The 19,906-nt window shown below is 73.1% G+C and carries 20 protein-coding genes; 7 read left to right on the top strand and 13 right to left on the bottom strand.

Annotated elements, in window-relative coordinates; translation table 11 throughout:
- Positions 1-22: 22 nt before the first annotated feature.
- The 3 genes from ACFY0K_RS23820 to ACFY0K_RS23830 are packed head-to-tail and all read right to left on the bottom strand — an operon-like array spanning position 23 to position 2,531.
- Entirely contained in the window at positions 23-799 is a 777-nt protein-coding gene (locus tag ACFY0K_RS23820; RefSeq protein ID WP_390641555.1) for an ABC transporter permease, read from the bottom strand.
- Complete coding sequence (locus ACFY0K_RS23825; protein ID WP_390641556.1) at positions 796-1,569, bottom strand: ABC transporter permease; 774 nt, start codon at positions 1,567-1,569, stop codon at positions 796-798. Before ACFY0K_RS23825 ends, ACFY0K_RS23820 begins: the two co-directional genes overlap by 4 nt.
- Positions 1,566-2,531 carry an ABC transporter substrate-binding protein gene (locus ACFY0K_RS23830; RefSeq protein WP_390641557.1) on the bottom strand — a complete coding sequence of 322 codons (966 nt, stop codon included), beginning with the start codon at positions 2,529-2,531 and terminating at the stop codon, positions 1,566-1,568. The genes ACFY0K_RS23825 and ACFY0K_RS23830 overlap by 4 nt, the downstream gene beginning before the upstream one ends.
- A gap of 202 nt (positions 2,532-2,733) precedes the next feature.
- Here ACFY0K_RS23830 and ACFY0K_RS23835 point away from each other — a divergent pair, with 202 nt between their 5' ends.
- A complete protein-coding gene (locus tag ACFY0K_RS23835) occupies positions 2,734-3,465 on the top strand; it encodes a helix-turn-helix domain-containing protein (protein ID WP_390641558.1) in 732 nt (243 codons plus the stop codon).
- On the opposite strand, the gene ACFY0K_RS23840 is transcribed toward ACFY0K_RS23835, so the two are convergent.
- The 3 genes from ACFY0K_RS23840 to ACFY0K_RS23850 are packed head-to-tail and all read right to left on the bottom strand — an operon-like array spanning position 3,416 to position 5,582.
- Positions 3,416-4,354, bottom strand: coding sequence for a PDR/VanB family oxidoreductase (locus ACFY0K_RS23840; RefSeq protein WP_390641559.1), 939 nt, complete (start codon positions 4,352-4,354; stop codon positions 3,416-3,418). The two genes, ACFY0K_RS23835 and ACFY0K_RS23840, sit on opposite strands and share 50 nt — an antisense overlap.
- A complete protein-coding gene (locus ACFY0K_RS23845; RefSeq protein ID WP_390641560.1) occupies positions 4,351-4,521 on the bottom strand; it encodes a hypothetical protein in 171 nt (56 codons plus the stop codon). Before ACFY0K_RS23845 ends, ACFY0K_RS23840 begins: the two co-directional genes overlap by 4 nt.
- Entirely contained in the window at positions 4,518-5,582 is a 1,065-nt protein-coding gene (locus tag ACFY0K_RS23850; RefSeq protein ID WP_390641561.1) for a Rieske 2Fe-2S domain-containing protein, read from the bottom strand. Before ACFY0K_RS23850 ends, ACFY0K_RS23845 begins: the two co-directional genes overlap by 4 nt.
- A 250-nt stretch (positions 5,583-5,832) precedes the next feature.
- On the opposite strand from ACFY0K_RS23850, the gene ACFY0K_RS23855 reads away from it, so the two are divergent.
- Complete coding sequence (locus ACFY0K_RS23855) at positions 5,833-7,065, top strand: MFS transporter (protein ID WP_390641562.1); 1,233 nt, start codon at positions 5,833-5,835, stop codon at positions 7,063-7,065.
- Here ACFY0K_RS23855 and ACFY0K_RS23860 read toward each other — a convergent pair.
- The 7 genes from ACFY0K_RS23860 to ACFY0K_RS23890 form a co-directional block, all read right to left on the bottom strand.
- Positions 7,025-7,879, bottom strand: a complete 855-nt coding sequence (locus ACFY0K_RS23860; RefSeq protein WP_352366841.1) for a helix-turn-helix domain-containing protein — start codon at positions 7,877-7,879, stop codon at positions 7,025-7,027. The two genes, ACFY0K_RS23855 and ACFY0K_RS23860, sit on opposite strands and share 41 nt — an antisense overlap.
- A gap of 36 nt (positions 7,880-7,915) precedes the next feature.
- Positions 7,916-8,749, bottom strand: coding sequence for a class I SAM-dependent methyltransferase (locus ACFY0K_RS23865; RefSeq protein ID WP_390641563.1), 834 nt, complete (start codon positions 8,747-8,749; stop codon positions 7,916-7,918).
- A complete protein-coding gene (locus tag ACFY0K_RS23870) occupies positions 8,746-10,284 on the bottom strand; it encodes a 4-hydroxyphenylacetate 3-hydroxylase family protein (protein ID WP_390641564.1) in 1,539 nt (512 codons plus the stop codon). Before ACFY0K_RS23870 ends, ACFY0K_RS23865 begins: the two co-directional genes overlap by 4 nt.
- Complete coding sequence (locus ACFY0K_RS23875; RefSeq protein ID WP_351955852.1) at positions 10,281-10,805, bottom strand: flavin reductase family protein; 525 nt, start codon at positions 10,803-10,805, stop codon at positions 10,281-10,283. The genes ACFY0K_RS23870 and ACFY0K_RS23875 overlap by 4 nt, the downstream gene beginning before the upstream one ends.
- Entirely contained in the window at positions 10,802-12,628 is a 1,827-nt protein-coding gene (asnB, locus tag ACFY0K_RS23880; protein WP_390641565.1) for an asparagine synthase (glutamine-hydrolyzing), read from the bottom strand. The genes ACFY0K_RS23875 and asnB overlap by 4 nt, the downstream gene beginning before the upstream one ends.
- A complete protein-coding gene (locus ACFY0K_RS23885) occupies positions 12,628-13,362 on the bottom strand; it encodes a hypothetical protein (RefSeq protein ID WP_390641566.1) in 735 nt (244 codons plus the stop codon). The genes asnB and ACFY0K_RS23885 overlap by 1 nt, the downstream gene beginning before the upstream one ends.
- A gap of 233 nt (positions 13,363-13,595) precedes the next feature.
- Positions 13,596-14,516 carry a LuxR C-terminal-related transcriptional regulator gene (locus tag ACFY0K_RS23890; RefSeq protein ID WP_390641567.1) on the bottom strand — a complete coding sequence of 307 codons (921 nt, stop codon included), beginning with the start codon at positions 14,514-14,516 and terminating at the stop codon, positions 13,596-13,598.
- 395 nt (positions 14,517-14,911) lie between these two features.
- Between ACFY0K_RS23890 and ACFY0K_RS23895 the strand changes: the two genes are divergently transcribed.
- The 5 genes from ACFY0K_RS23895 to ACFY0K_RS23915 are packed head-to-tail and all read left to right on the top strand — an operon-like array spanning position 14,912 to position 19,873.
- Positions 14,912-15,862, top strand: coding sequence for an ABC transporter permease (locus ACFY0K_RS23895; RefSeq protein WP_390641568.1), 951 nt, complete (start codon positions 14,912-14,914; stop codon positions 15,860-15,862).
- A complete protein-coding gene (locus tag ACFY0K_RS23900; RefSeq protein WP_390641569.1) occupies positions 15,859-16,701 on the top strand; it encodes an ABC transporter permease in 843 nt (280 codons plus the stop codon). The genes ACFY0K_RS23895 and ACFY0K_RS23900 overlap by 4 nt, the downstream gene beginning before the upstream one ends.
- Complete coding sequence (locus ACFY0K_RS23905) at positions 16,698-17,480, top strand: ABC transporter ATP-binding protein (RefSeq protein ID WP_390641570.1); 783 nt, start codon at positions 16,698-16,700, stop codon at positions 17,478-17,480. Before ACFY0K_RS23900 ends, ACFY0K_RS23905 begins: the two co-directional genes overlap by 4 nt.
- Positions 17,477-18,256 carry an ABC transporter ATP-binding protein gene (locus ACFY0K_RS23910; protein ID WP_390641571.1) on the top strand — a complete coding sequence of 260 codons (780 nt, stop codon included), beginning with the start codon at positions 17,477-17,479 and terminating at the stop codon, positions 18,254-18,256. Before ACFY0K_RS23905 ends, ACFY0K_RS23910 begins: the two co-directional genes overlap by 4 nt.
- A 15-nt stretch (positions 18,257-18,271) precedes the next feature.
- On the top strand, positions 18,272-19,873 hold the full coding sequence (locus ACFY0K_RS23915) for an ABC transporter substrate-binding protein (RefSeq protein WP_390641572.1): 1,602 nt from the start codon (positions 18,272-18,274) through the stop codon (positions 19,871-19,873).
- Positions 19,874-19,906: the final 33 nt, after the last annotated feature.

Below are 19,906 nucleotides of genomic sequence, written 5' to 3' on the forward strand. Positions count from 1 at the left end.
ACCGCCCCTTCGCGAGGTTCATTCAGGACCGCCGGGTTGTCGCGCGCAGCCCGTGGTACCAGCCGAGCACTCGCCGCTCGACCACCTGGAATACCACCGACAGCGCGAAGCCGAGCAGGCCCAGCAGCAGGATCCCGGTCCACATGTCGGGGATCGCGAACTCGCGCTGGAACTGCACGATGGTGAAGCCGAGCCCGTTGCCGGCCGCGAACATCTCGCTGATGACCATCAGGATGATCCCGATCGACAGCGCCTGCCGCAGGCCCGCGAAGATCTGCGGGCTCGCCGAGCGCAGTACCAGCGTACGCAGCCGCGCCGGGCCCGTGATGCCGTAGGCACGGGCCGTCTCCGCCATCACCGGGTCGACCGCCCGTACGCCCTCGACCGTGTTGAGCAGGATCGGCCAGACGCAGCCGCTGGCGATCACCATGATCTTCATCGAGTCGCCGATGCCCGCGAACAGCATGATGACCGGCACCAGGACGGGCGGCGGCACCGCCCGCAGGAACTCCAGGACCGGTTCGCACACGGCCCGCACCCGCCGGTACGAGCCGATGACCGTACCCAGCGCCACGCCCACGACGGCCGCCGACGCGTACCCGGCGAGCAGCCGCAGCACACTGCGCAGCAGGTCGTCGCGGAGCCGCCGACCGGTCCACACGTCCGGGAACGTCTTCAGGATCGTGCGCAGCGGCGGCCAGTAGACGTTCGTGCTGCCGGCGGAGGCCGCCCACCACAGCGCGACCAGCAGCGCGGGCAGGGCCAGGAGGTACACCACTGCGAGCAGCAGCCGCCTCACACCGCCACCTCCCCGCGCACCGACTGGTGCCAGGCCAGCGCCCGCCGCTCCACCGACCGGGCACCCACGTTGATGACCAGCCCGAGCAGCCCGGTCACCACGATCAGGGCGTACATGTCCGGCACCGCCTGCGAGGCCTGGGCCACCGCGATCTGCTGCCCCAGCCCCGGGGCGCCGATGACCAGTTCGGCGGTGATGGTGAGGATCAGTGCGACCGCGGCGGCCAGGCGGACTCCGGTCATCACGTACGGCAGCGCGGTCGGCCACAGCACGTGGCGGACCCGGGCCCAGGTGCCGAGACCGTACGACCGTGCCGTCTCCTCGGCGACCGGGTCGACGTCCTGGACGCCGTACATCACCTGGATCAGCACCTGCCAGAACGAGGCGTAGACGACGAGCAGGAGGACCGAGCGGAGTTCGGAGCCGTAGAGGAGGACCGCGAGCGGGATCAGGGCGACCGAGGGGATCGGGCGGAGGAACTCGACCGTGGAGGCGGTGGCCTCGCGCAGGTGCGGGACGACCGAGAGGACGACCCCGGCCGCGATGCCGGCCCCGACCGCGACGGCCAGGCCCACCGCCCAGCCGGTGAGGGTGTCGCCGAGCGCCGACCAGAAGGCACCGTCGGCGAGTTCGGTGCCCAGCGCGCGGGCGATCCTGCTGGTCGGCGGGAAGTACTCCGCCTTGACCAGGCCGAGCCGCGGCACCGCCTCGCCGAGGGAGAGGAAGACCGCGAGCCCGGCCGCACCCAACGCCGTGTCCAGACCTTTCACGGCAGCAGCTTGTCCAGGTCGGGGGCCGTCTTGAAGAGTCCGTCCTGCTCGCTGAGCTTCTCCAGCGTCTCGATCGACGAACGGTTCGCCTCGGCCGGCCACTTGGGCAGCGTCACCTTGGCCAGCACGTCGGCCGGGGTCTTGGTGTAGGTGGTGACGATCTGCCGGACCTCGTCCGGGTGCGCGTCCGCGTAGGACAGCGACTGCGCGACGGCCTCCTGGAACTTCGTCACGACGGCCGGGTTCTTCTGCGCGTACGACGTCGACGTGAAGTACATGGCCACGGTGAGGTTCTGCGCCACGTCGACCAGCGGTGAGGCGATCTCGGTGGCGCCCTGGAGCTTCATGGTGGCAAGGGCGGGTTCGACGGCCATCGCCGCGTCGATCTGGCCCTTGTCGAGGGCGGCCGGCATCTGGTCGAAGGCGAGCTCGACGAAGTCCACCTTGTCCGGGTCGCCGCCCGCCTTGCGCACGGACTCGCGCACGGCGGTCTCGTTGATGTTCTTCAGCGTGTTGACGGCGACCTTCTTGCCCTCCAGCTGCTTCGGCGAGGTGATGCCGCTGCCCTTCTTCACGACGAGCCCGCCGAAGTCCTTGCCGGCGACGCCCGTCGAGGCCACGCCGTTGGCGATCGCCTGCACCGGCACGCCGTTGGACTGCGCGATCATCAGCGAGGTCATGTTGGAGAAGCCGAACTGGAACTGACCGCTCGTCACCCCGGGCACGATGGCCGCACCGCCCTGCGCCAGGGTGGTCGACAGCTTCAGGCCGCGCTTGCCGAAGAAGCCCTCCTTCTGGCCGAGGTAGAGGGGGGCCACGTCGACGATGGGGATGATCCCCACCTTGACCGTGGTGGTCCCGCCCGACGAGCCGGTGGTGGACGACGACCCCCCGGAGGAGCCGCAGGCCGCCGTGGCGAGCAGGAAGGTGCCGGTCGCGAGACCGGCGAGCAGACGACGCATGGCTCCTCCTGTGCAGACAACGGTGTTCCGACAGGCTGTGCGCACTGCGCACAGGGGTGCTCGATCGGGGGGTGCTGAGCGGGACGGTAGAACCGGCCGGAGGAGCGGGTCAATGGGCTTGGCTGACAAAATTGTTGACAGTTATGGAACCGCGCTCTCACCGTGTTCCGGGTGTCGGCCATGTCGGACCGGGGAGGCGACGATGCCCGTGAACGCCCGCGCACCGCACTTCGTGAGGTCCTTCGAGCGCGGCCTCGCCGTCATCCGCGCCTTCGACGCCGAGCACCCGGCGCGCACGCTCAGCGAGGTGGCCCGCGCCTGCGACCTGACCCGCGCCGCCGCCCGCCGCCTGCTGCTCACCCTCGCCGACCTCGGATACGTCCACTCGGAAGGCCGCCTGTTCCGCCTCACCCCGCGCGTCCTGGAACTCGGCTACGCCTACCTCTCCGGCCTGGACCTGCCGCGCCTCGCCGCCCCGCACCTGAAGCAACTCAGCGCGCTGGTGGGGGAGTCGGCGGCACCGTGCGTCCTGGACGGGGACGCGGCCGTCTGCGTCGCCCAGGTTCCGGCCCGGCGGGTGATGGCGGCGGCCGTCGCGGTGGGGGCGCGCCACCCGGCGCGCGGGACGGCGGTGGGCCGCGCGATGCCGGCCTGCGCGCCGGAAGCCGAACGCGCCGCACCTGCCGGGGAGTACGTGCTGCTCGACGGCGACCCCGAGGACGGCGTGACGACACTGGCCGCCCCGGTCCGGGACCGGAGCGGCCGGGCGGTGGCCGGGGTGAGCCTCGCGGTGCACTCCGGGCGGGTGTCCGCCGCGGCGGTCCGCCGCGACCTGCTGCCGCGGCTTCGGGCGGCCGTGGCGGCGATCGAGGCGGACCTGCGGATCACAGATCCAGCACCAGGCGCGCCCCTCGGCACCGCGACACACAGATGAGCATGGTCTCCCCGGCCGCCCGCTCCTCCTCGGTGAGCACCGAGTCCCGGTGGTCCGGGTCGCCTTCGAGGACATCCGTCTCACACGTCCCACAGGTGCCCTCGGTGCACGAGTACAGCACCTCGACCCCGGCGGCCCGGACCGTGTCGAGCACCGAGACACCGGGCGCGACGGTGAGGGTGCGGCCGCTCTGCGCGAGGACGACCTCGAACTCCCGTTCCTCGCCCGCCTCCTGGACCTTCGGCTGGAACCGCTCGACCCGCAGTGCGCCGGCCGGGCAGCGTTCCTCCACCGCGTCCAGCAGGGGCCCCGGACCGCAGCAGTACACGAGGGTGCCGGCCGGGACGTCGTCGAGTACCGCGGCCAGGTCCAGCAGCCCGGCCTCGTCCTGCGGTACGACGGTGACGCGCTCGCCCCCGTACCGCGCCAACTCGCCGGTGAACGCCATGGACCGCCGGGTCCGGCCGCCGTACAGCAGCGTCCACTCGGCGCCCGCGGCCTCGGCGGTGGCGAGCATGGGCAGGATCGGGGTGATGCCGATGCCGCCCGCGACGAACCGGTAGCGAGGCGCGGGTTCGAGCCGGAAGTGGTTCCGCGGCCCGCGCACCCGCACCTTGTCACCGACGCCCAACTGCTCGTGGACGTAGGCGGATCCGCCCCGCCCGGCCGGCTCCCTGAGCACCGCGATCCGCCAGCCGGACCGGTCCGCGGGATCCCCGCAGAGCGAGAACTGCCGCTCGAGGCCGGCCCCGAGCACGACATCGACGTGCGCCCCCGGCTCCCAGCCCGGGAGTTCCTCGCCGAGGGGATGCCGAAGGGTGAGGACGACCACGCCGTCGGCCGCCGACTGCCTGTCCTGCACGACCAGTTCGGCTTCGTAGAGGCTCATGCGGTGCGCTCCGGGGGCTGGTGGCCTTCGGGGTGGCGGAGCATCCACTCCCACATCTCGACCGGGTCCTGGGCGGTGTGCTCGGCGCCGCAGTGACAGGTGCCGTGCAGGACGTCGGTGCCCGGCAGCCAGTCGATGCGGTAGACCTCACCGGTCGGTGTGCTCACAGGACCTTCTCCACGGGCTTGTCGCCCTCCTCGACCAGCCGGGCGAGGATACGGCGGGCGGCCAGGCCGCCGGTGTCGATGTTGATGCTCAGCTCCTGGTAGCCGGCCCGTTCCGAACCCAGCGTCCGTTGCAGGAGGTTGAGGGCGTCCACGTCCTGCATGACCACCGTGTGGTTGTTGCTCCGCAGGAACTCGGTGACCTCGGCGTCGTCGGTCGCCCAGTCCCGGGAGACCATCCAGAAGTCGTACACCTTGCCGTCCGAGGACGGGGTGATCGCATAGGTGATCTCGGTGTGGAAGCCGTTCGGGTCGCTGCCGTCCGCCTCCGGCACCACCCCGGCCGGTGCGATCCGGCTGTGCAGCAGGTACAGGCACGGCGCGTGGTACTCGATGTCCTGCCAGCGAGTGATCCGGCCCTCGATGCCGGTGGAACGGGCGTAGAACGGGGGGCACTCGGCGTCGTCCATGCGCCGGCTGACCCGCACGATCCCGGCGCCCTCGTCGACCTCGGTGGTGATGGGTGTCTCGGCGACCTCGGGGGTGCCTATGTAACCGCCGTGCAGATACGTCTCGTGGGAGAGGTCGAGGAGGTTGTCGACGAGGAGGCCGTAGTCGGCGTCGATGGGCTCCATGCCGCGCACGGTCAGCCAGCCGCGGGAGTCGAGGTGCCGGGCGCGCGGGACGGCGTCCGCGTCGGCGAGCGCGGGGTCGCCGATCCACACCCACACCAGCGAGTCCTGCTCGACCACCGGGTAGGAGGCGACCCGTGCGGTGCGCGGGACGCGTTTCTGCCCCGGCACGTACACGCACGCGCCGGTCCGGTCGTAGGTGAACCCGTGGTACCCGCACACGATCCGGTCGCCGTCGAGCCCGCTCTCCGACAGCGGGTAACGGCGGTGCACACAGCGGTCGGCGAGAGCGACGGGCGTGCCGTCCTCCTCGGCCCGGTAGAACACGAGGGGCTCCCCGAGAATGGTACGCCCGAGCAGCTCACGCCCGACCTCGTGACTGTAGGCGGCGACGTACCACTGGTTCCTGGCGAAGGCGGTGATGTGCGGCATGGCGGTTCCCGTCCCTGTCGGCGGGGCTTCGTCGCCCCGCGTGCCGTGGTTGGAATCAGGGTCGTGACGGCCGCGGTGGCTCGGCAAGGCGGCTTCTGCCAGGCGGAAGGACTCATCAGTCGGCCGCGCGGACCCTGCGCTCAGCCTGTGACCCGTGGTCACAGCATCATCCCCTGTCTGGCTGACCGCAGGGCGTGGGCCGACGATGACCCGGTCATCCCGCCTCGCCGACCGAACGGTTGTGGTCCGCTTGAGTAGTCTCCCCGACACGTCGTCCGACGCGGTGCACACCGCCGACCCCGACCGGCTCGACCGGCTGCGCTACGCGGGCGTGTTCGTGCTGCTGTTCCTCTTCGGCACCGAGACGTTCCTGGTCTCCCCGCTGCTGCCGACGATCTCCAAGGACATCGACGTCAGCGAGGCGGCCGCGGCGTCCAGCGTCACCGCCTACGTGCTGGTGTACGCGGTCTGCGCGCCCTTCCTCGGCGTGCTGAGCGACCGGGTCGGGCGCCGCCGGGCGCTGCTCGCCGGGTCCGTGCTGTTCGTGGTCTCCAACGCGGGGGCCGCGCTGTCCACCGGCATCGTGCTGCTCGTGCTGTCCCGCGCGGTCGCCGGGCTGGCGGCCGCCGCGGCCGGTCCGGCGATCTGGGCGCACATCGCCGAGACCGCGCCCGACCGGGTGCGAGGCCGGGCCATGGGGCTCGGCATGGCCCTGTTCTCGTGCGGGCAGGTCGTCGGCGTGCCACTGGGCGGACTGCTCGCGGGGGTCGCGGGCTGGCGATCGGCGTTCCTGGCGCTGGCGATCGGCACCGCGGCGGCGGTACCGCTGCTGCTGCGCCAGATCCGGCCCGCCGCACCGCAGCCCGCCACCGTCGGCGCCGTCAAGGCCGTGCTCTCCGGCTGGGCGGATCCGTCCCTGCGCAACGCCCTGCTGGTCAACACGGTGTTCAACGCGGCCAACCTGGGTGCCTACACCTTCCTCGGGGCCGTGCTCGTCGACCGGTTCGACCTCACCGTCTCCGAACTCGGTCTGATCGGCGTCGTCGTGGGGGCGGGCAGCGTGGTGGGATCGACGCTCGGCGGGCGGCTCGGTGACCGGGCGCGCGCGGCCGGCGCCGCCGGCGTGCCCCTGCTGCCGGTGTGGGGTGTGCTGCTCGCAGCCGGGATCGGCCTCGCCGTCGCGGGCCCGGGGCTGGTGGTGGCGGTGATCGGCGTGGCGCTGTGGTTCGTGGCCAGCGGAGCCTTCGTCACCGATCAGCAGACCCTGGCCGGCACCGTGGCGCCCGCCCTGCGCGCCACGTCCAGTGCCTGGCTCACCTCGACGATGTACGCCGGTACGGGCCTGGGCGCCTGGGCCGTCGGCGCCTTCGCGGACGTCACGGTCGGCGCGCTCACCATCGGCACCGGCCTGGCCCTGCTGTCGGCCCTCGGCGCCCTGCTGGTCAGCGCGAGGCCGCGACGGAGCGCAGCGGACGCCGGCTGAGCCCGGTCATCAGGGACCGGTCCGTCTCCGTGGCCGGGGTGAACAGCAGGACCAGCGCGGACGGGTCGTCCACCGGGTGGAACGACGACAGCGTGAGCTCGATCCGGCCGGTTCCCGCGGGCTCCACGGTCACCTTGCGCGCGGTGAGCTCCGCCACCGAGTGGCACCCCCACCAGTGGCGGAGCTCCGGCGCGTCCTCCTCCAGCCGGCGGTAGACCTCACTGGTGCGGGAGTGGGCCAGCGCCGTTCCGGCCTGGGCCCTGAAGTGCTGGAAGACGTTCATGGCCAGGGGTTCCCAGTCGGTGAGGACGGACCGCAGCCGGGCGTCCGCCACCATCAGCCACATCAGGTTGCGCCGGTCCGCCGGCACGGTCTCCGGCGAGCCCCACAGCGCGCTCCAGGCGGCGTTCCAGCCGAGCAGATCGAAGTACCGGTCCAGCAGCACGGCCGGACTCGCCGGCCAGGAGTCGAGGACCGGCTGCACTGCCGTGGCCAGCCGGTCCCGTCCCTCGTCGGCCACCGCCACCGGCTCGTGGTACCCGGCGAGCCGCATCGCGTGCCGCAACCCGGCCGCGTCCAGCCTGAGCGCCCGCGCGACCGCGCCGAGGACCTGGCGCGAGGCGGTCACCCGACCCTGCTCCAGCCAGGTGTACCAGGCCAGGCCCACCCCCGACAGCGACGCCACCTCCTCGCGGCGCAGCCCGGGGGTCCGCCGGCGGGCGGTCGAGCCCAGTCCGACGTCGGCGGGCTTGAGCAGTTCGCGGTGGGCCCGGAGGAAGGCGCCGAGTTCCGCGCTGGGCACGGGAGTTGACATGGTGGGTGGCTCCTCGGTCGTGCGGGTCGTCTCAGGTTACGCGGGCGCGAGCCGCCACAGCCGTACCGTCATGTGACTGACATGTCCGGTCTCCGCCTGCCGCCGCCACGCCATCTCGCCGACCGCCCGGAAGAACCCGGAGCGTTCCGCGGGCTCCACGAGCCGGCTGTAGTAGTCGCCGAACGTCGCCGCGTGGAAGTGCTCGTACTGTGCTGCGCTCCCCACGGTCACCACCGCGTCCCGGTCGAGGACCGTCTCGATCCGGAAGCAGCGCTCCAGCAGTGGCTCCAGCTCGTCGAAGGTCCGGGTGCGGGTCGCGATCGGCAGGATCCCGGCGGCCGTGAACAGGCCCGGGACATCCGTGTGCCGGGCTTGCAGGACGGTGCGCACGATGTCGTCCTCACCGCCCAGACCGTGCGCGTCGCGTGCCGGATGGTAGGTCGTCAGCAGGAAGACCCCGTCCGGCGCGAGGTGGTCGCGGGTCCACTTCAGGACGCGTTGCTCGTGCGGGTACAGCCAGTGCAGGACCGACGTCATGGTGACGACGTCCGGGCGGTGGGGGAGCGGTTCGGGTGTGGTGAGGTCGGACTCGTGGAGGACGACCCGCGGCCCGTACGCGCGCAGCCGCCCGGCGGCCTCGGCCAGCCGGTGCGGGGAGCGTTCGAGACCCACGGCCTTTTCCAGTGCGGGAAAGCGGCCGAGGGCGGCCTCGAGCAACTGGCCGATACCGCTGCCCAGGTCGAGCAGCACGCGGGGTTCGCCCGTGACCTGGTCGAGGACCCAGTCGCGGTCGTGCACCTGGCGCAACCTGCTGGCATCGGCGTAGCCGGCCAGTGTGCGGGCCTGGATCTCGGCGGCGGACGCGGTCATGGACGGGCCTCCCGAGCGGAGTCGGAGTCGGAGTCGGAATCGGAGTCAGAGTCGGAGCCGGGTCCGGATGCGGTGGCGGTGGCCGGTTCGAGCAGGCGCAGCAACCGCTCCCGGGTCTCGCTCTGGTCGTAGCGCTTGAAGAGGTTGATCCGGTTGCGGGCGAGGTCGCCACGGTGGACGTACTCGTACAGGTGCTGGCGCTGGCCGAAGCCGTCCCCGGTGAGTTCCCAGGCGAGCCTGAACAGCCGGGACTTGTGCTCGGCGTCGATGCCCCGGCCGCGCATGTACCGGTCGAGGTGCGGGCGCAGCCGGGGGTTGGCGAGGTCGTTCGCGGTGGGCTGCATCAGCAGGCCCGAGGCGCCGATCGCGCGCAGGATGTCGATCGCGCTGCCCGCCACCTCGGCCGACCAGACGCGGCTGGCGGCGGTGTCGCCGGGGGCGAGCAGCCCGCTGTCGGTGACCTGGGCGCGGGCCTCGGCGGCGTCGAGGAACAGCTCGGTCAGCTCCGCGTACCCGGCCAGGCGGCCCAGGTCCTCCTGGATGTTGCGGAACTGGTCGACGCCGATGCTCTCGGCCACCAGGGTGGCGGTGGCCAGCAGCGTGCGCAGCCGCTCCCGGTAGCGCACATGCCCGATGTACGCGCTCCAGGCGTTGATCCGGGCCAGGCCGGTGCGCGCCAACGCGCCGTCGCGCAGCAGGAACACGCGGTCCCACGGCACGGTCACGTCGTCGAAGAACAGCATGGCGTCCTGCTCGTCGAAGCGGGCGCCGAGCGGATGCGCGTGCCCCCACGGAGCGTCGCCGAGCGGCTCGCGGCACAGGGTGATCAGACCCGGCGTGTCGAGCGGCAGCGCGAACCACACCACGAACTGCTCGCCCCGCCGCTGCGTGAAGGACGCCGACAGGTACACCAGTACCTCGTGCGCGAGCGGTGCGAGGGTCGTCAGCTGTTTGGCGCCGCGTACGACTATGCCCTCGTCGTTCTCGGCCAGGACCCGCAGTGCCAGGTCGGGATCGTCGACCGGGTCGGCCGAGCGGTCGATCTGCGGATCGCCCAGGGCGTGCGAGAGGACCAGGTCGTTGTCCGCGCAGTGCCGGTACCAGGCTTCCGCGTTGGCGCCGAACCCAACGTGTGCGCGCTCCAGTCGGTGACGGAAGTCGTACACGCCCAGCGCGATGGAGGCCATGAAGGCCGGGGAACGCCCGTGCTGACCCAGCGACTCGGCGTGCCAGAACTCGGCGCTGCGCCGCTGCAGGCGCAACTCCTCGATGGTGCGCGGTGGTTGGTAGCCGCGGGCGATCCGGCGGCCGCTGTCGGGGTCCTTGTAGGTGAGCAGTTCGTGGTGGGCGGGGTCGTGCTGGAGGTCCAGCAGCCGGGCGAGTTCGTCCACGGCGGGCCGGAAGGCGGGATGCGTGACGGGATCGGTGACGCGCTTGCCGTCGAGATAGAGCTCGCGGCCGTCGGCCAGCTCCTCGCGGTACCGGTCGCCGGTGAGCAGACCCCGGGGGGTGGCGGTGGCGTCGGGCAGGGTCATGCGCTGACTCCTGTGGGGGTGGGTACGGGCAGAGGGGCGAGGGAACGGAATGCGCGGTCGTGGTACAGGAGGGGCTCACCCGGCCCGCTGTCGCCGGTGGCGACGACCCGCCCGACCAGCAGGGCGTGGTCGCCGCCCGGCAGGACGGCGTGCAGTCGGCAGTCGAACCACGCGAGGCACTCCTCCAGCACGGGAGTCCCGGTCGCCGCGGTCCGCATGGGCGCCCCGGTGAACAGGCCCAGTGCGCGTCCCGCGCCGGGCGCCGCGAACCGCCGGGCCAGGGCCTCCTGGCGGGCGCCGAGCACCCCGACGGCGAACCGTGCGTCGGCGCGCACCGCGTCCACGAGCGGACTGCGCCGGTCCACGGCGACGCTCAGCAGCAGCGGGTCCAGGGAGAGCGGGCACAGCGAGGACACCGTCTTCGCGAACACCTCGTCGCCGTGCCGCGCGGTCAGCACCGCCACCCCGGTCGTCCAGAGCCGGGCGGCCTCGCGGAAGGCGCCGACGGCCGGGGCGGTCATCGCAGGCTCACGCGGTAGGCCCGCAGCCATTCGTCCACCTGGACCAGGTGATCCAGCCCGCCGACGGGGTTGGGCGCGGTGCGCGGGCTGGGCAGCGGCCGGCCCTCGGCGAGGGCGGCGCGGACGACGGCCCGGTCCACGAGGTCGAAGACGGGGGCGTTCGGGTCGGCGAGCAGTTCGTGCGCACGGGCCGTGAGCACCTCGGTGTAGCGCACGGCGGGCGTGGAGGGGTAACCGCTCTTGGGACGGTCGGTGACCTGCGGCGGCAGCAGATCCCGTACCGCGTCGCGCAGCAGCCCCTTGGGGCGTCCGCCCGGCGCCTTGAGCGCCCAGGGGACGTTCCACAGGTACTCCACGAGCCGGTGGTCGCAGAACGGCACCCGCAACTCCAGGCCCACGGACATGCTGACCCGGTCGGCGCGGTCCAGGAGCGGGGGCAGCCAGCGCGTCAGGGCCAGGTGGAAGATCTCCCGGATCCGCCGGTCGGCGGCCGCCTCCCCGGGCAGCGACGGCACTTCGGCCAGCGAGCGCCGGTACTGCTCGGCCGTGTACTCGTGCGGGCGCACCTGAGCGCGTACGTCGGGCCGCAGCAGTTCGGCAGGCGTGGCGCGCCCGTGCAGCCAGGGGAAGGTGTCGGCGGCCAGCGCCGCGGGATCGTGGAAGTAGGGGTAACCGCCGAAGATCTCGTCGGCCGCCTCCCCGGAGAGGGCGACCGTGGAGCGCCGCCGCACCTCGCGGAACAGCAGGTGCAACGAGGCGTCCATCTCGCCCCAGCCGGGCCGGTCGCGGGCGCGCAGTACGGCGTCCCGGGCGTCCAGCAGGTCCTCGTCGGGGACCACGACCGAGGTGTGCAGGGTGCCGATGTGCTCCACGGCCGCCCGGACGAACGGCGCGTCGGCGCCGGTGCGCCAGGCGTCCGGGGCGCGGTCGGCGCTGCCGGGGAAGTCCACCGAGAAGCTGGTCACCTTGGAGTGCCCGGTGCGCTCGCGGGCCGCGGCCGCGAGCGCGGTGATGGCGCTGGAGTCGACGCCGCCGGACAGCAGCGTGCACAGCGGGACGTCGCTGAGCATCTGGCGTTCGACGGTGTCGGCGAGCAGGTCGCGGACCCGTGCCTGGGTGGTGGCCGCGTCGTCGGTGTGGGGTGCCGAGGTCAGCCGCCAGTAGGGCAGTTCCCGCGTCGCGCCGCGGCTGACGGTCAGCAGGTGCCCGGGGCGCAGCTCGCGCAGTCCGCGGAAGATGCCGTGCCCGGCGGTCGGGGCGGCCGGCAGGGCGAAGAGCTCCGCGATGCCCTCGGCGTCCAGCTCGGCCCGGAACAGAGGGTTGGCGAGCACGGCCTTGGGTTCCGAGCCGAACAGCACTCCGGAGCGGTGGGCATGCCAGTACAGCGGCTTGACGCCCAAGTGGTCGCGGACCAGGAGGAGTTCCTGACGCCGGCCGTCCCACAACGCGTAGGCGAAGATGCCGTTGAAGCGCCGGGGCGCGGCATCCCCCCACTGGAGGTGGGCCCGCAGGACGACCTCGGTGTCGGAGCGCGTGCGGAAGGTGTGGCCCAGGGACTGCAACTCCCGCCGCAGCTCACGGTAGTTGTACAGCTCGCCGTTGTAGCTGAGCGCGGTGTCGGTGTCCTGGTCGGACAGCGGCTGGCCGCCGCCTTCGAGGTCGATGACCGAGAGCCTGCGGTGGCCCAGGGCGGCGTGCCGGGACAGCCGGACGCCACCGGCGTCGGGTCCGCGGCAGGCCAGGGTCTCGGCCATGGCCCGTACCGTCCGCTCCCGGGTGCGCAGATCGGTCTCCCAGTCGATCCAGCCGGAGACGCCGCACATCAGGGCTCCTGTCGTTCGTCGGTGGCCTCCCAGCGGCAGCCGTGGCCGGTGGGACCGCTGCGCAGCTGGTGCGAGGGCCGGAAGCCCTTCGCGCGGATGTTGGCGGAGAGGGCTTCGGTGCAGTACGTGCAGGGCGAGGCGAGGGTGAGGCGGACGCCGTTACGCCGCGCCTGCTCGCGGTAGTCCCAGATCGAGCAGTGCGTGATGGTGAGCGCCGCCCGCGCGGCGGTGGGCGGTGCCTCGTCGTCGAACTCGTAGGAGGATCCGTACAGTTCGGCCTGCCGGGCGATCCGGTGGATCGGGTCGGCGGCGCCGCGGCCGTGGTCGGGTTCCACCTGCCGGTATATCTCGGCGTTGGCGCGGGCCCAGTCGGCGAGCACCTCCTCGCCGTAACGGGCCACCAGGAACCGCTCCATCAGGGCCTGGCCACGGAAGAACACCCGCTGCCAGGCGGACGGCAGGGCGGTGCGCGGGTCGGGGAGGTCGGCGAAGATCTCGGCCTGGAGCGCGAACCAGTCGGTGAGGTGGACCTCGTCGCCGCGGGCCGCGAGCAGCCTGGTCAGTCCCGCCTCGGCCTCGTGGAGACGCTGCTGCCAGAGCGCGGACCGGTCGACGTCGGACATGCCCCGGTACGGGGGACGGGGCGGGTCGGGTTCGGGGCGTGTGCCGGCGTACGGATCGTGCAGTACGTCGGCGACCGCGGGGGCGATGCCTGCGTCGGGCGCATCGCTCATCGGGATCTCCTTCGGCAGAGGGGAAGCTGACCTCAGAGGGGGGCTGACCTCGGGGTCCAGGTCGTCGGCAACGCTATGCGTCGGCATGATCACCCAGAAGCCCCGAAGGGATGCGGCAGGGGCGACCATCGGCCCGCCCGCACTGCTCCGAACGTCGCCCCCGCCGGGCGCACGGCACACCGCGGACGGGCACCCCGTGGAGTGCCCGCCCGCGGTGTGCCGCTCTGCGGAGTTCAGCCCGCCAGGCCGTGCCGATGCGCGTACAACGCCGCCCGCAGCCGGTCCGGTTGGCCGGTCTTGCGCATGGCCTGGGTGAGGTGCTTCTTCACCGTGGCCTCGGCCAGGGCCAGTTCACGGCCGATCTCCGCGTTGCTCAGCCCCTGGGCGAGCTGCGCGAGGACATCGCGTTCGCGGTCGGTGAGCCCGCAGTGCTGGGGCAGCGGCTCGGTGGCGTGCCCGGCCGCGCGCGCCACCGGCAGCCGGGCGGCGGGCGGTGCCGGCAGGAACACCGAGCCGCCCGCCGCGGCCAGTGTCACCGCGCCGATGATCCGGTCCTCCGCCAGCTCCAGCGGGAAACAGCCGCTCGCACCGGCCAGGAGCATCCGGTTGGCCTCGGCCGTGGTCTCGGCGCGGCGCAGCAGCAGGACCCGCGCGTCCGGAGCGCCGTCCGGGCCGCGCAGTCGCACCACCGCGGCCAGATCGTCCCCGAGGGAGTCACCCTGCCCGAGCAGGATCACGTCCGGCCGCACCCGCCGCACGCTGCCCAGGGCGTGTTCCTGGTCGCCCGTGCTGCCCACGACCGTCAGACCGGGCACCGTGGACAGCACGCTGCGCAGCCCCGCGCGGGCCACCGGATGCCGTTCGACCAGGAACACCCTCGTGCCCGCGGCGGGCCCGGCCGACGGTGCCCCGCACGCGGGATGGCCGCACTCACAGGCGGTCCTGCCACGCGTCGGGGCCTCACGCCGGTGGTCGGTCTCGGCCAGCAGCTGGTGACCGGCGATCAGGTCCAGTGGGTTGTCTATCTCGGCGTGCAGCGCGGCGGTGCCGGACGGTCTGCGCAGGGCGCCGGTGCCCCTGCGGACGGCCGGTGGAGGGCCCGGCGCCGTGATCGGCTCCAGCGGCTCGATCGGTGCTTCGGCGGTGCGTGGCATCGTGTCGCGGTCCCCTCGGGTACGGCGGCGCCGTGCCCTGGACCGGGCCCGGCGGGGATGACGGAGGAGGACGCTGCCGGGACGGCGAAAAGGCCGGGCGGTCAGCGTGCTGCGCGCGGACAGGTCTCGTCGAAGCACCTGCGGTGCCACGAGCCGCCGATACCGACCAGGGTGAAGTCGGTTCGCCAAGGGGCCATGCAGGAAGGGTAATTGGCCATTTTGTGGCGGGTCAAGGTCGGTCTGCCGGGTCCCGGTGGTCCTATGACCTCCGGTATCAGCACGAACGCCTGGCTGGTTGCCGCCCCGGCCCGCCCCGCACCCTTCCTCACGCACCGATTCGCCGCCGAGGAAGGAAGCACCCTCATGTCAGGACCCCCGCCCCACCCTGCCCCGGGATGACCCGGTTCCTGCTGCGCCGGCTGCTGCTCGCCGTACCGACGCTGCTCGGCGTGAGCGCCGTCGTCTACGCCACCGTCGCCCTGATCCCCGGCGACCCGGTCGCCGCCCTGCTGGGCCCCGGCGCGCCGGCCGAGGCCCGCCGGGAACTCGCCGCACGCCTCGGCACCGGGCGGCCGCTGCCCGCGCGCTACGCCGGCTGGCTCTGGCACGCCGCACACGGCGACCTGGGCACCTCGATCTCCGCCCAGCGCCCGGTCGGGGAGCTGTTGCTGCCCGCCCTCGGCCAGACCCTGATCCTGGCGGGCGCCGCGTTCCTGCTGGTCGTCACCGGCGGTGTGCTGCTGGGCGCGCTCGGCGCCGTACGCCCCGGCGGCGCGGGCGGCAGGCTGTCGGGAGCGCTGAGCACCCTGGCCGTGTCCGCCCCGCAGTACTCGGTGGCCCTGCTGCTCCTGGCGGTCTTCGCGGTGCGGCTGCGGTGGCTCCCGGCCGGCGGCACGCACGACGTGTTCGGCGCCGGCGGCACACCCGACCTGCTGCGCCATCTGCTGCTGCCCGCCACCGCGGCCGCTCTCGTGCCGCTCGGCCTCACGGCCCGCGTGTTCCGGACCGCGCTCGGCGCCGCGCTCGCCTCCGATCTCGCCGACGGGCTGCGGGCCCGCGGCCTGAGCCGGACGGCCGTCCTGCGCCACTGCGCGCACAACGCCTCACCCGCGCTGCTCACCATCGGCGGCCTGCAACTCGCCTACCTGCTGGAGGGGGTGGTCTTCGTGGAGACCCTGTTCGCCTGGCCCGGAATCGGGCGGCTCCTGTACGACGCGCTGACCGCACGCGACCTGCCGCTGGTCCAAGGGGGAGTACTGGTCGTCGCCGTGGCCTTCGTCGGCGTCAACATCCTCGTCGACGCGGCCCACGCGCTCATCGATCCCCGGGTGCGGAGCACGGCATGAGCCGCGCCCCGTACCGCGACCCGGGCCTGCTCGTCCCGGCCGGCTGTGCCGTGCTGCTGCTCCTGCTCGCCCTGGCCGGACCGCTGCTCGCCCCGTACACGGCGACCGCCGGATCGCTCCAGGACCGGCTGCTGGACCCCGGCAGCCCGGGGCATCCGCTCGGCACCGACTCCCAGGGCCGCGACCTGCTCAGCCGACTGATCCTCGGCACCCGGCCCTCGCTCATCGGCGGCCTGCTGCCGGTCGCGGTCGCCACGACGGCCGGCACCGTGGTCGGCATCACCGCCGGACTCGGCGGCCGGATCACCGAACAGGTCCTGCTGCGCGCCCTCGACGTGCTGTACGCCTTCCCCGGCGTACTGCTGGCCATCGCCGTGGCCACGCTCCTGCAGCCCGGCCTGACCGCGACCGTCCTCGCCCTGTCCGTCGTCCTCACCCCGGCCGTGGCCCGAGTGGTCTTCACCGAGGTGCAGCGCATCCGCACCGCCGAGTACCTGGAGGCCGCGCGGGTCAGCGGCGCCGGGCGTACGGCGATCGCGCTGCGCCAAGTGGCCCCGGTCGTCGCCCCGGTCGTCCTCGTCTACGCGTCCTCGCTCGTCGGCCTCTGCGTCGTGTACGCCGCCGGCCTCTCCTTCCTCGGCCTCGGCGTCGCCCCGCCGGCCGCCGAATGGGGCGCCATGCTCGACGAGTTGCGGCCCAGCCTGTTCATGCATCCCCTCGTCGCGATCCTGCCCGCGCTCACCATCGTCGTCGTGTCGGTCGTCTTCAACACCCTCGGCGACGCCCTGCGCCACCGCGTCGGCGACCGCGCGGCCCGGCTTCCGCAGGGGGCACGATGACCCTCTCGGTGGAGAACCTGTCGGTGCGCTACGACGGACCCGACGGACCGGTCCAGGCGGTGGACGACGTCTCGTTCACCCTGGAGGCAGGCGCCGCCCTGGTGCTCCTGGGGCAGTCCGGCAGCGGCAAGACCACGGTCGCCCGCACGGTCCTGGGCCTGCCCGGCCGCGAGGCGCAGGTCACCGGCCGGATCCGGCTCGGCGGCACCGACCTGCGGACGCTGGGCGAGACCGCCCTGTCCCGCATCCGCGGACGCCGCATCGGCCACGTCCCGCAGGACCCGGCCGGCGCCCTCGACCCGCTGCGCCGGATCGGCCCGCAGATCACGGAAGTCCTGCTGCGCCACCGCGTCGCCGGCAGCCGGCGCACGGCCCGCTCCGCCGTCCCCGGACTGCTCGCCACCGCGGGCGTCGCGGACCCGGAGCGGGTGGCCCGCGCGTATCCCCACGAACTGTCCGGCGGCCTGAAGCAGCGTGCGGCGATCGCCCTGGCCGTCTCCTGCGGCCCCGAGTTGCTGATCGCCGACGAACCCACGACCGCCCTGGACGCCCTCGTCCGGGGCCGGATCCTCGACCTGTTCGACGACCTCCGCACCCAGCAGGGCATCGCCCTGCTGCTCGTCACCCACGACCTGGGCGCGGCCCGCCGGATCGGCGGCCGGGTCGCCGTCATGCGCGAGGGACGGGTCGTCGAGACGGGCTCGGCCGACAAGGTGCTCACCCGCACCGTCCTCCCCGCCGGTGAACCGCTCGCCGCCCCGCTCGGAGACCGCCCATGACCGACTCCCAGGACGCCCTGCTCACCGCCGTCCACGTCACCAAGCGCTACCCGCGCGGCCCGGTCGCCGTGGACGACGTCACCCTGAGCGTCGCGGCCGGCGAGACCCTGGGCCTGGTGGGCGAGTCCGGCTCCGGCAAGTCCACCCTCGCCCGGCTCGCCCTCGGCCTGATCGCGCCCACCGCCGGCACGGTCCGCTTCGCCGGGCACGACCCGGCACGGCTGCACGGCCGGGCCGGCCGGGCGATCCGGGCCCACCTCCAGTTCGTGCCCCAGCACCCCCGGGGCTCGCTCAACCCGAGCCTGCGGACCGGGGAAGCCGTGCACTTCGCCCTGCGCACTCAGGGCACGCCGCGCCGCGAACGCTCCGCCCTGGTGGCGGAGTTGTTCCGGCAGGTCGGCCTCGACCCCCGGCTCGCCCGCCGCCACCCCGGCGAACTGTCCGGAGGCCAGCTGCAACGCGTCGCCATCGCCCGCGCGCTCGCCACCCGGCCCCGGCTGGTCGTCTGCGACGAGCCGACCTCCGCCCTCGACCCCGAGACGCAGGCCCAGGTCCTCGACCTGCTCACCGAACTCCAGGACCGCCTGGGCCTGGCCTACCTCTTCATCTCGCACGACCTGGCCGTCGTACGCCGCCTCGCCCACCGGGTGACCGTGCTGCGGCACGGCCGGATCGTCGAGGAAGGCCGCGCCGACAGCGTCTGGACGGCACCCCGGCACCCCTACACCAGGGCCCTGTTGGCGGCGGCCACCGGCGAACCCTCACTGCTCCACTGAACCGACGGGAACCCCATGAAGCACCGCCCCCGCATCAGAACCGTTCTCCCGGCCGCCCTGCTCCTGCTCGCCGTCGCGGGCTGCAGCTCGTCCTCCGCCGGACAGGCCGCCGGCCGCTCCGCCGGACGCGGCGGCACCCTCGTCATCGGCGCGACCGGCAAGCTCCCCAACCCCGACACCGTCATCGGCGGCGCCGGCTTCGAAGGCAAGCGGCTGGTCTCCTTCCAGCTGTACGAGGGCCTCACCCGCTACGACCTGTCCAGGACCGACGCCCCGTCCGAGATCACCGGCGCCCTCGCCACCTCCTGGAAGGTCGCCGCCGACCACCGAACCTGGACCTTCACCCTGCGCAAGGGCGTCACCTTCCAGGACGGCACCCGCTTCGACGCCGACTCGGTGATCTTCAACCTCGACCGCTACCTCGACAAGAAGAGCGCCTCCTACACCCCCGCCCTCGGAGCCGCCGCGAGCGAGTACGCCGGAGACATCACCCGCTACCGCAAACTCGACGCCGACCACGTCGAGTTGGTGACGAAGTCCCCCAACGGCCACTTCCCCGAGGACCTCGCCCACGTCCTGATCGCCAGCCCCACCGCCGTACGCGCGACGGGCTCGGCGAACTTCTCGAAACACCCCGTCGGGACCGGGCCGTTCAGCTTCAAGTCCCAGACCCCGGGCGAACAGATCGAACTCGTCGCCAACAAGCACTACTGGCGCGGCGCGCCCAAGCTCGACCGACTGATCGTCAAGGCGCTCCCCGACCCGGCCGCCCGCACCGCGGCCCTGCGCTCGGGCTCCGTCAACTGGATCGAATACCCCAACCCGGACGACCTCGCGAGCCTCAAGGCCGACGGCGCGCAGATCCTCACCAACAGCTACGACCACCTCTGGTACTGGATCCTCGACACCACCGACGGCCCCTGGAAGAACGCCGGGGTACGCCGGGCCGCCAACTACGCCATCAACCGCAAGGCCATCGCCGACGACCTCCTGCACGGCACCGCCGACCCCGCCTACCAGGCCGCCCCGCGCGCCACCTTCGCCTACGACCCCAAGGGGAACACCTACTCCTACGACCCCGCCAAGGCCAGAAGGCTGCTGGCCGCGGCCGGCTATCCGAACGGCTTCAGCACCTCCGTCACCGTGCCGACCGGCGGCTCGGGCAACCTGCTGCCCGTGCCCATCACCGAGGCGCTGCAACGCGATCTGGCCGCCGTCGGCATCAAGGTGGCCATCCGCACCACCGACTGGACCACGCTGATCGGCGCCGAGGCCAAGGGCAAGGTCGCCCTCGGGTCGGACGCCATCGCCCAGTCCACCACCCTCTTCCAGTCCGAGGCACTGCTGCCGCTGTTCATCGGCAGCAACAGCCCCTTCTGGACCGGCCACTACAGCAACCCGGGCGTCGACAAGCTCCTCGCGGCGGCCGCGGCCTCGCCCGACAAGGCCACCCGGCAGAGCGACTACCGGCAGGCACTCACCCGGGTCACCCAGGACGCGCCCTGGCTGTTCGTGGTCAACGACCGCAACCCGCGCGCCCTCGCCCCCACGGTCCACGGCCTCGTCCAACCGCAGTCCTGGTTCCTGGACCTCACCGCCGTATGGGTCGGCAAGTGACCGACCTGCCCCCGACGACGTACGAAAGGACGG

The organism is Streptomyces sp. NPDC001507 (genome assembly GCF_042894765.1).
Classification (GTDB): domain Bacteria; phylum Actinomycetota; class Actinomycetes; order Streptomycetales; family Streptomycetaceae; genus Streptomyces.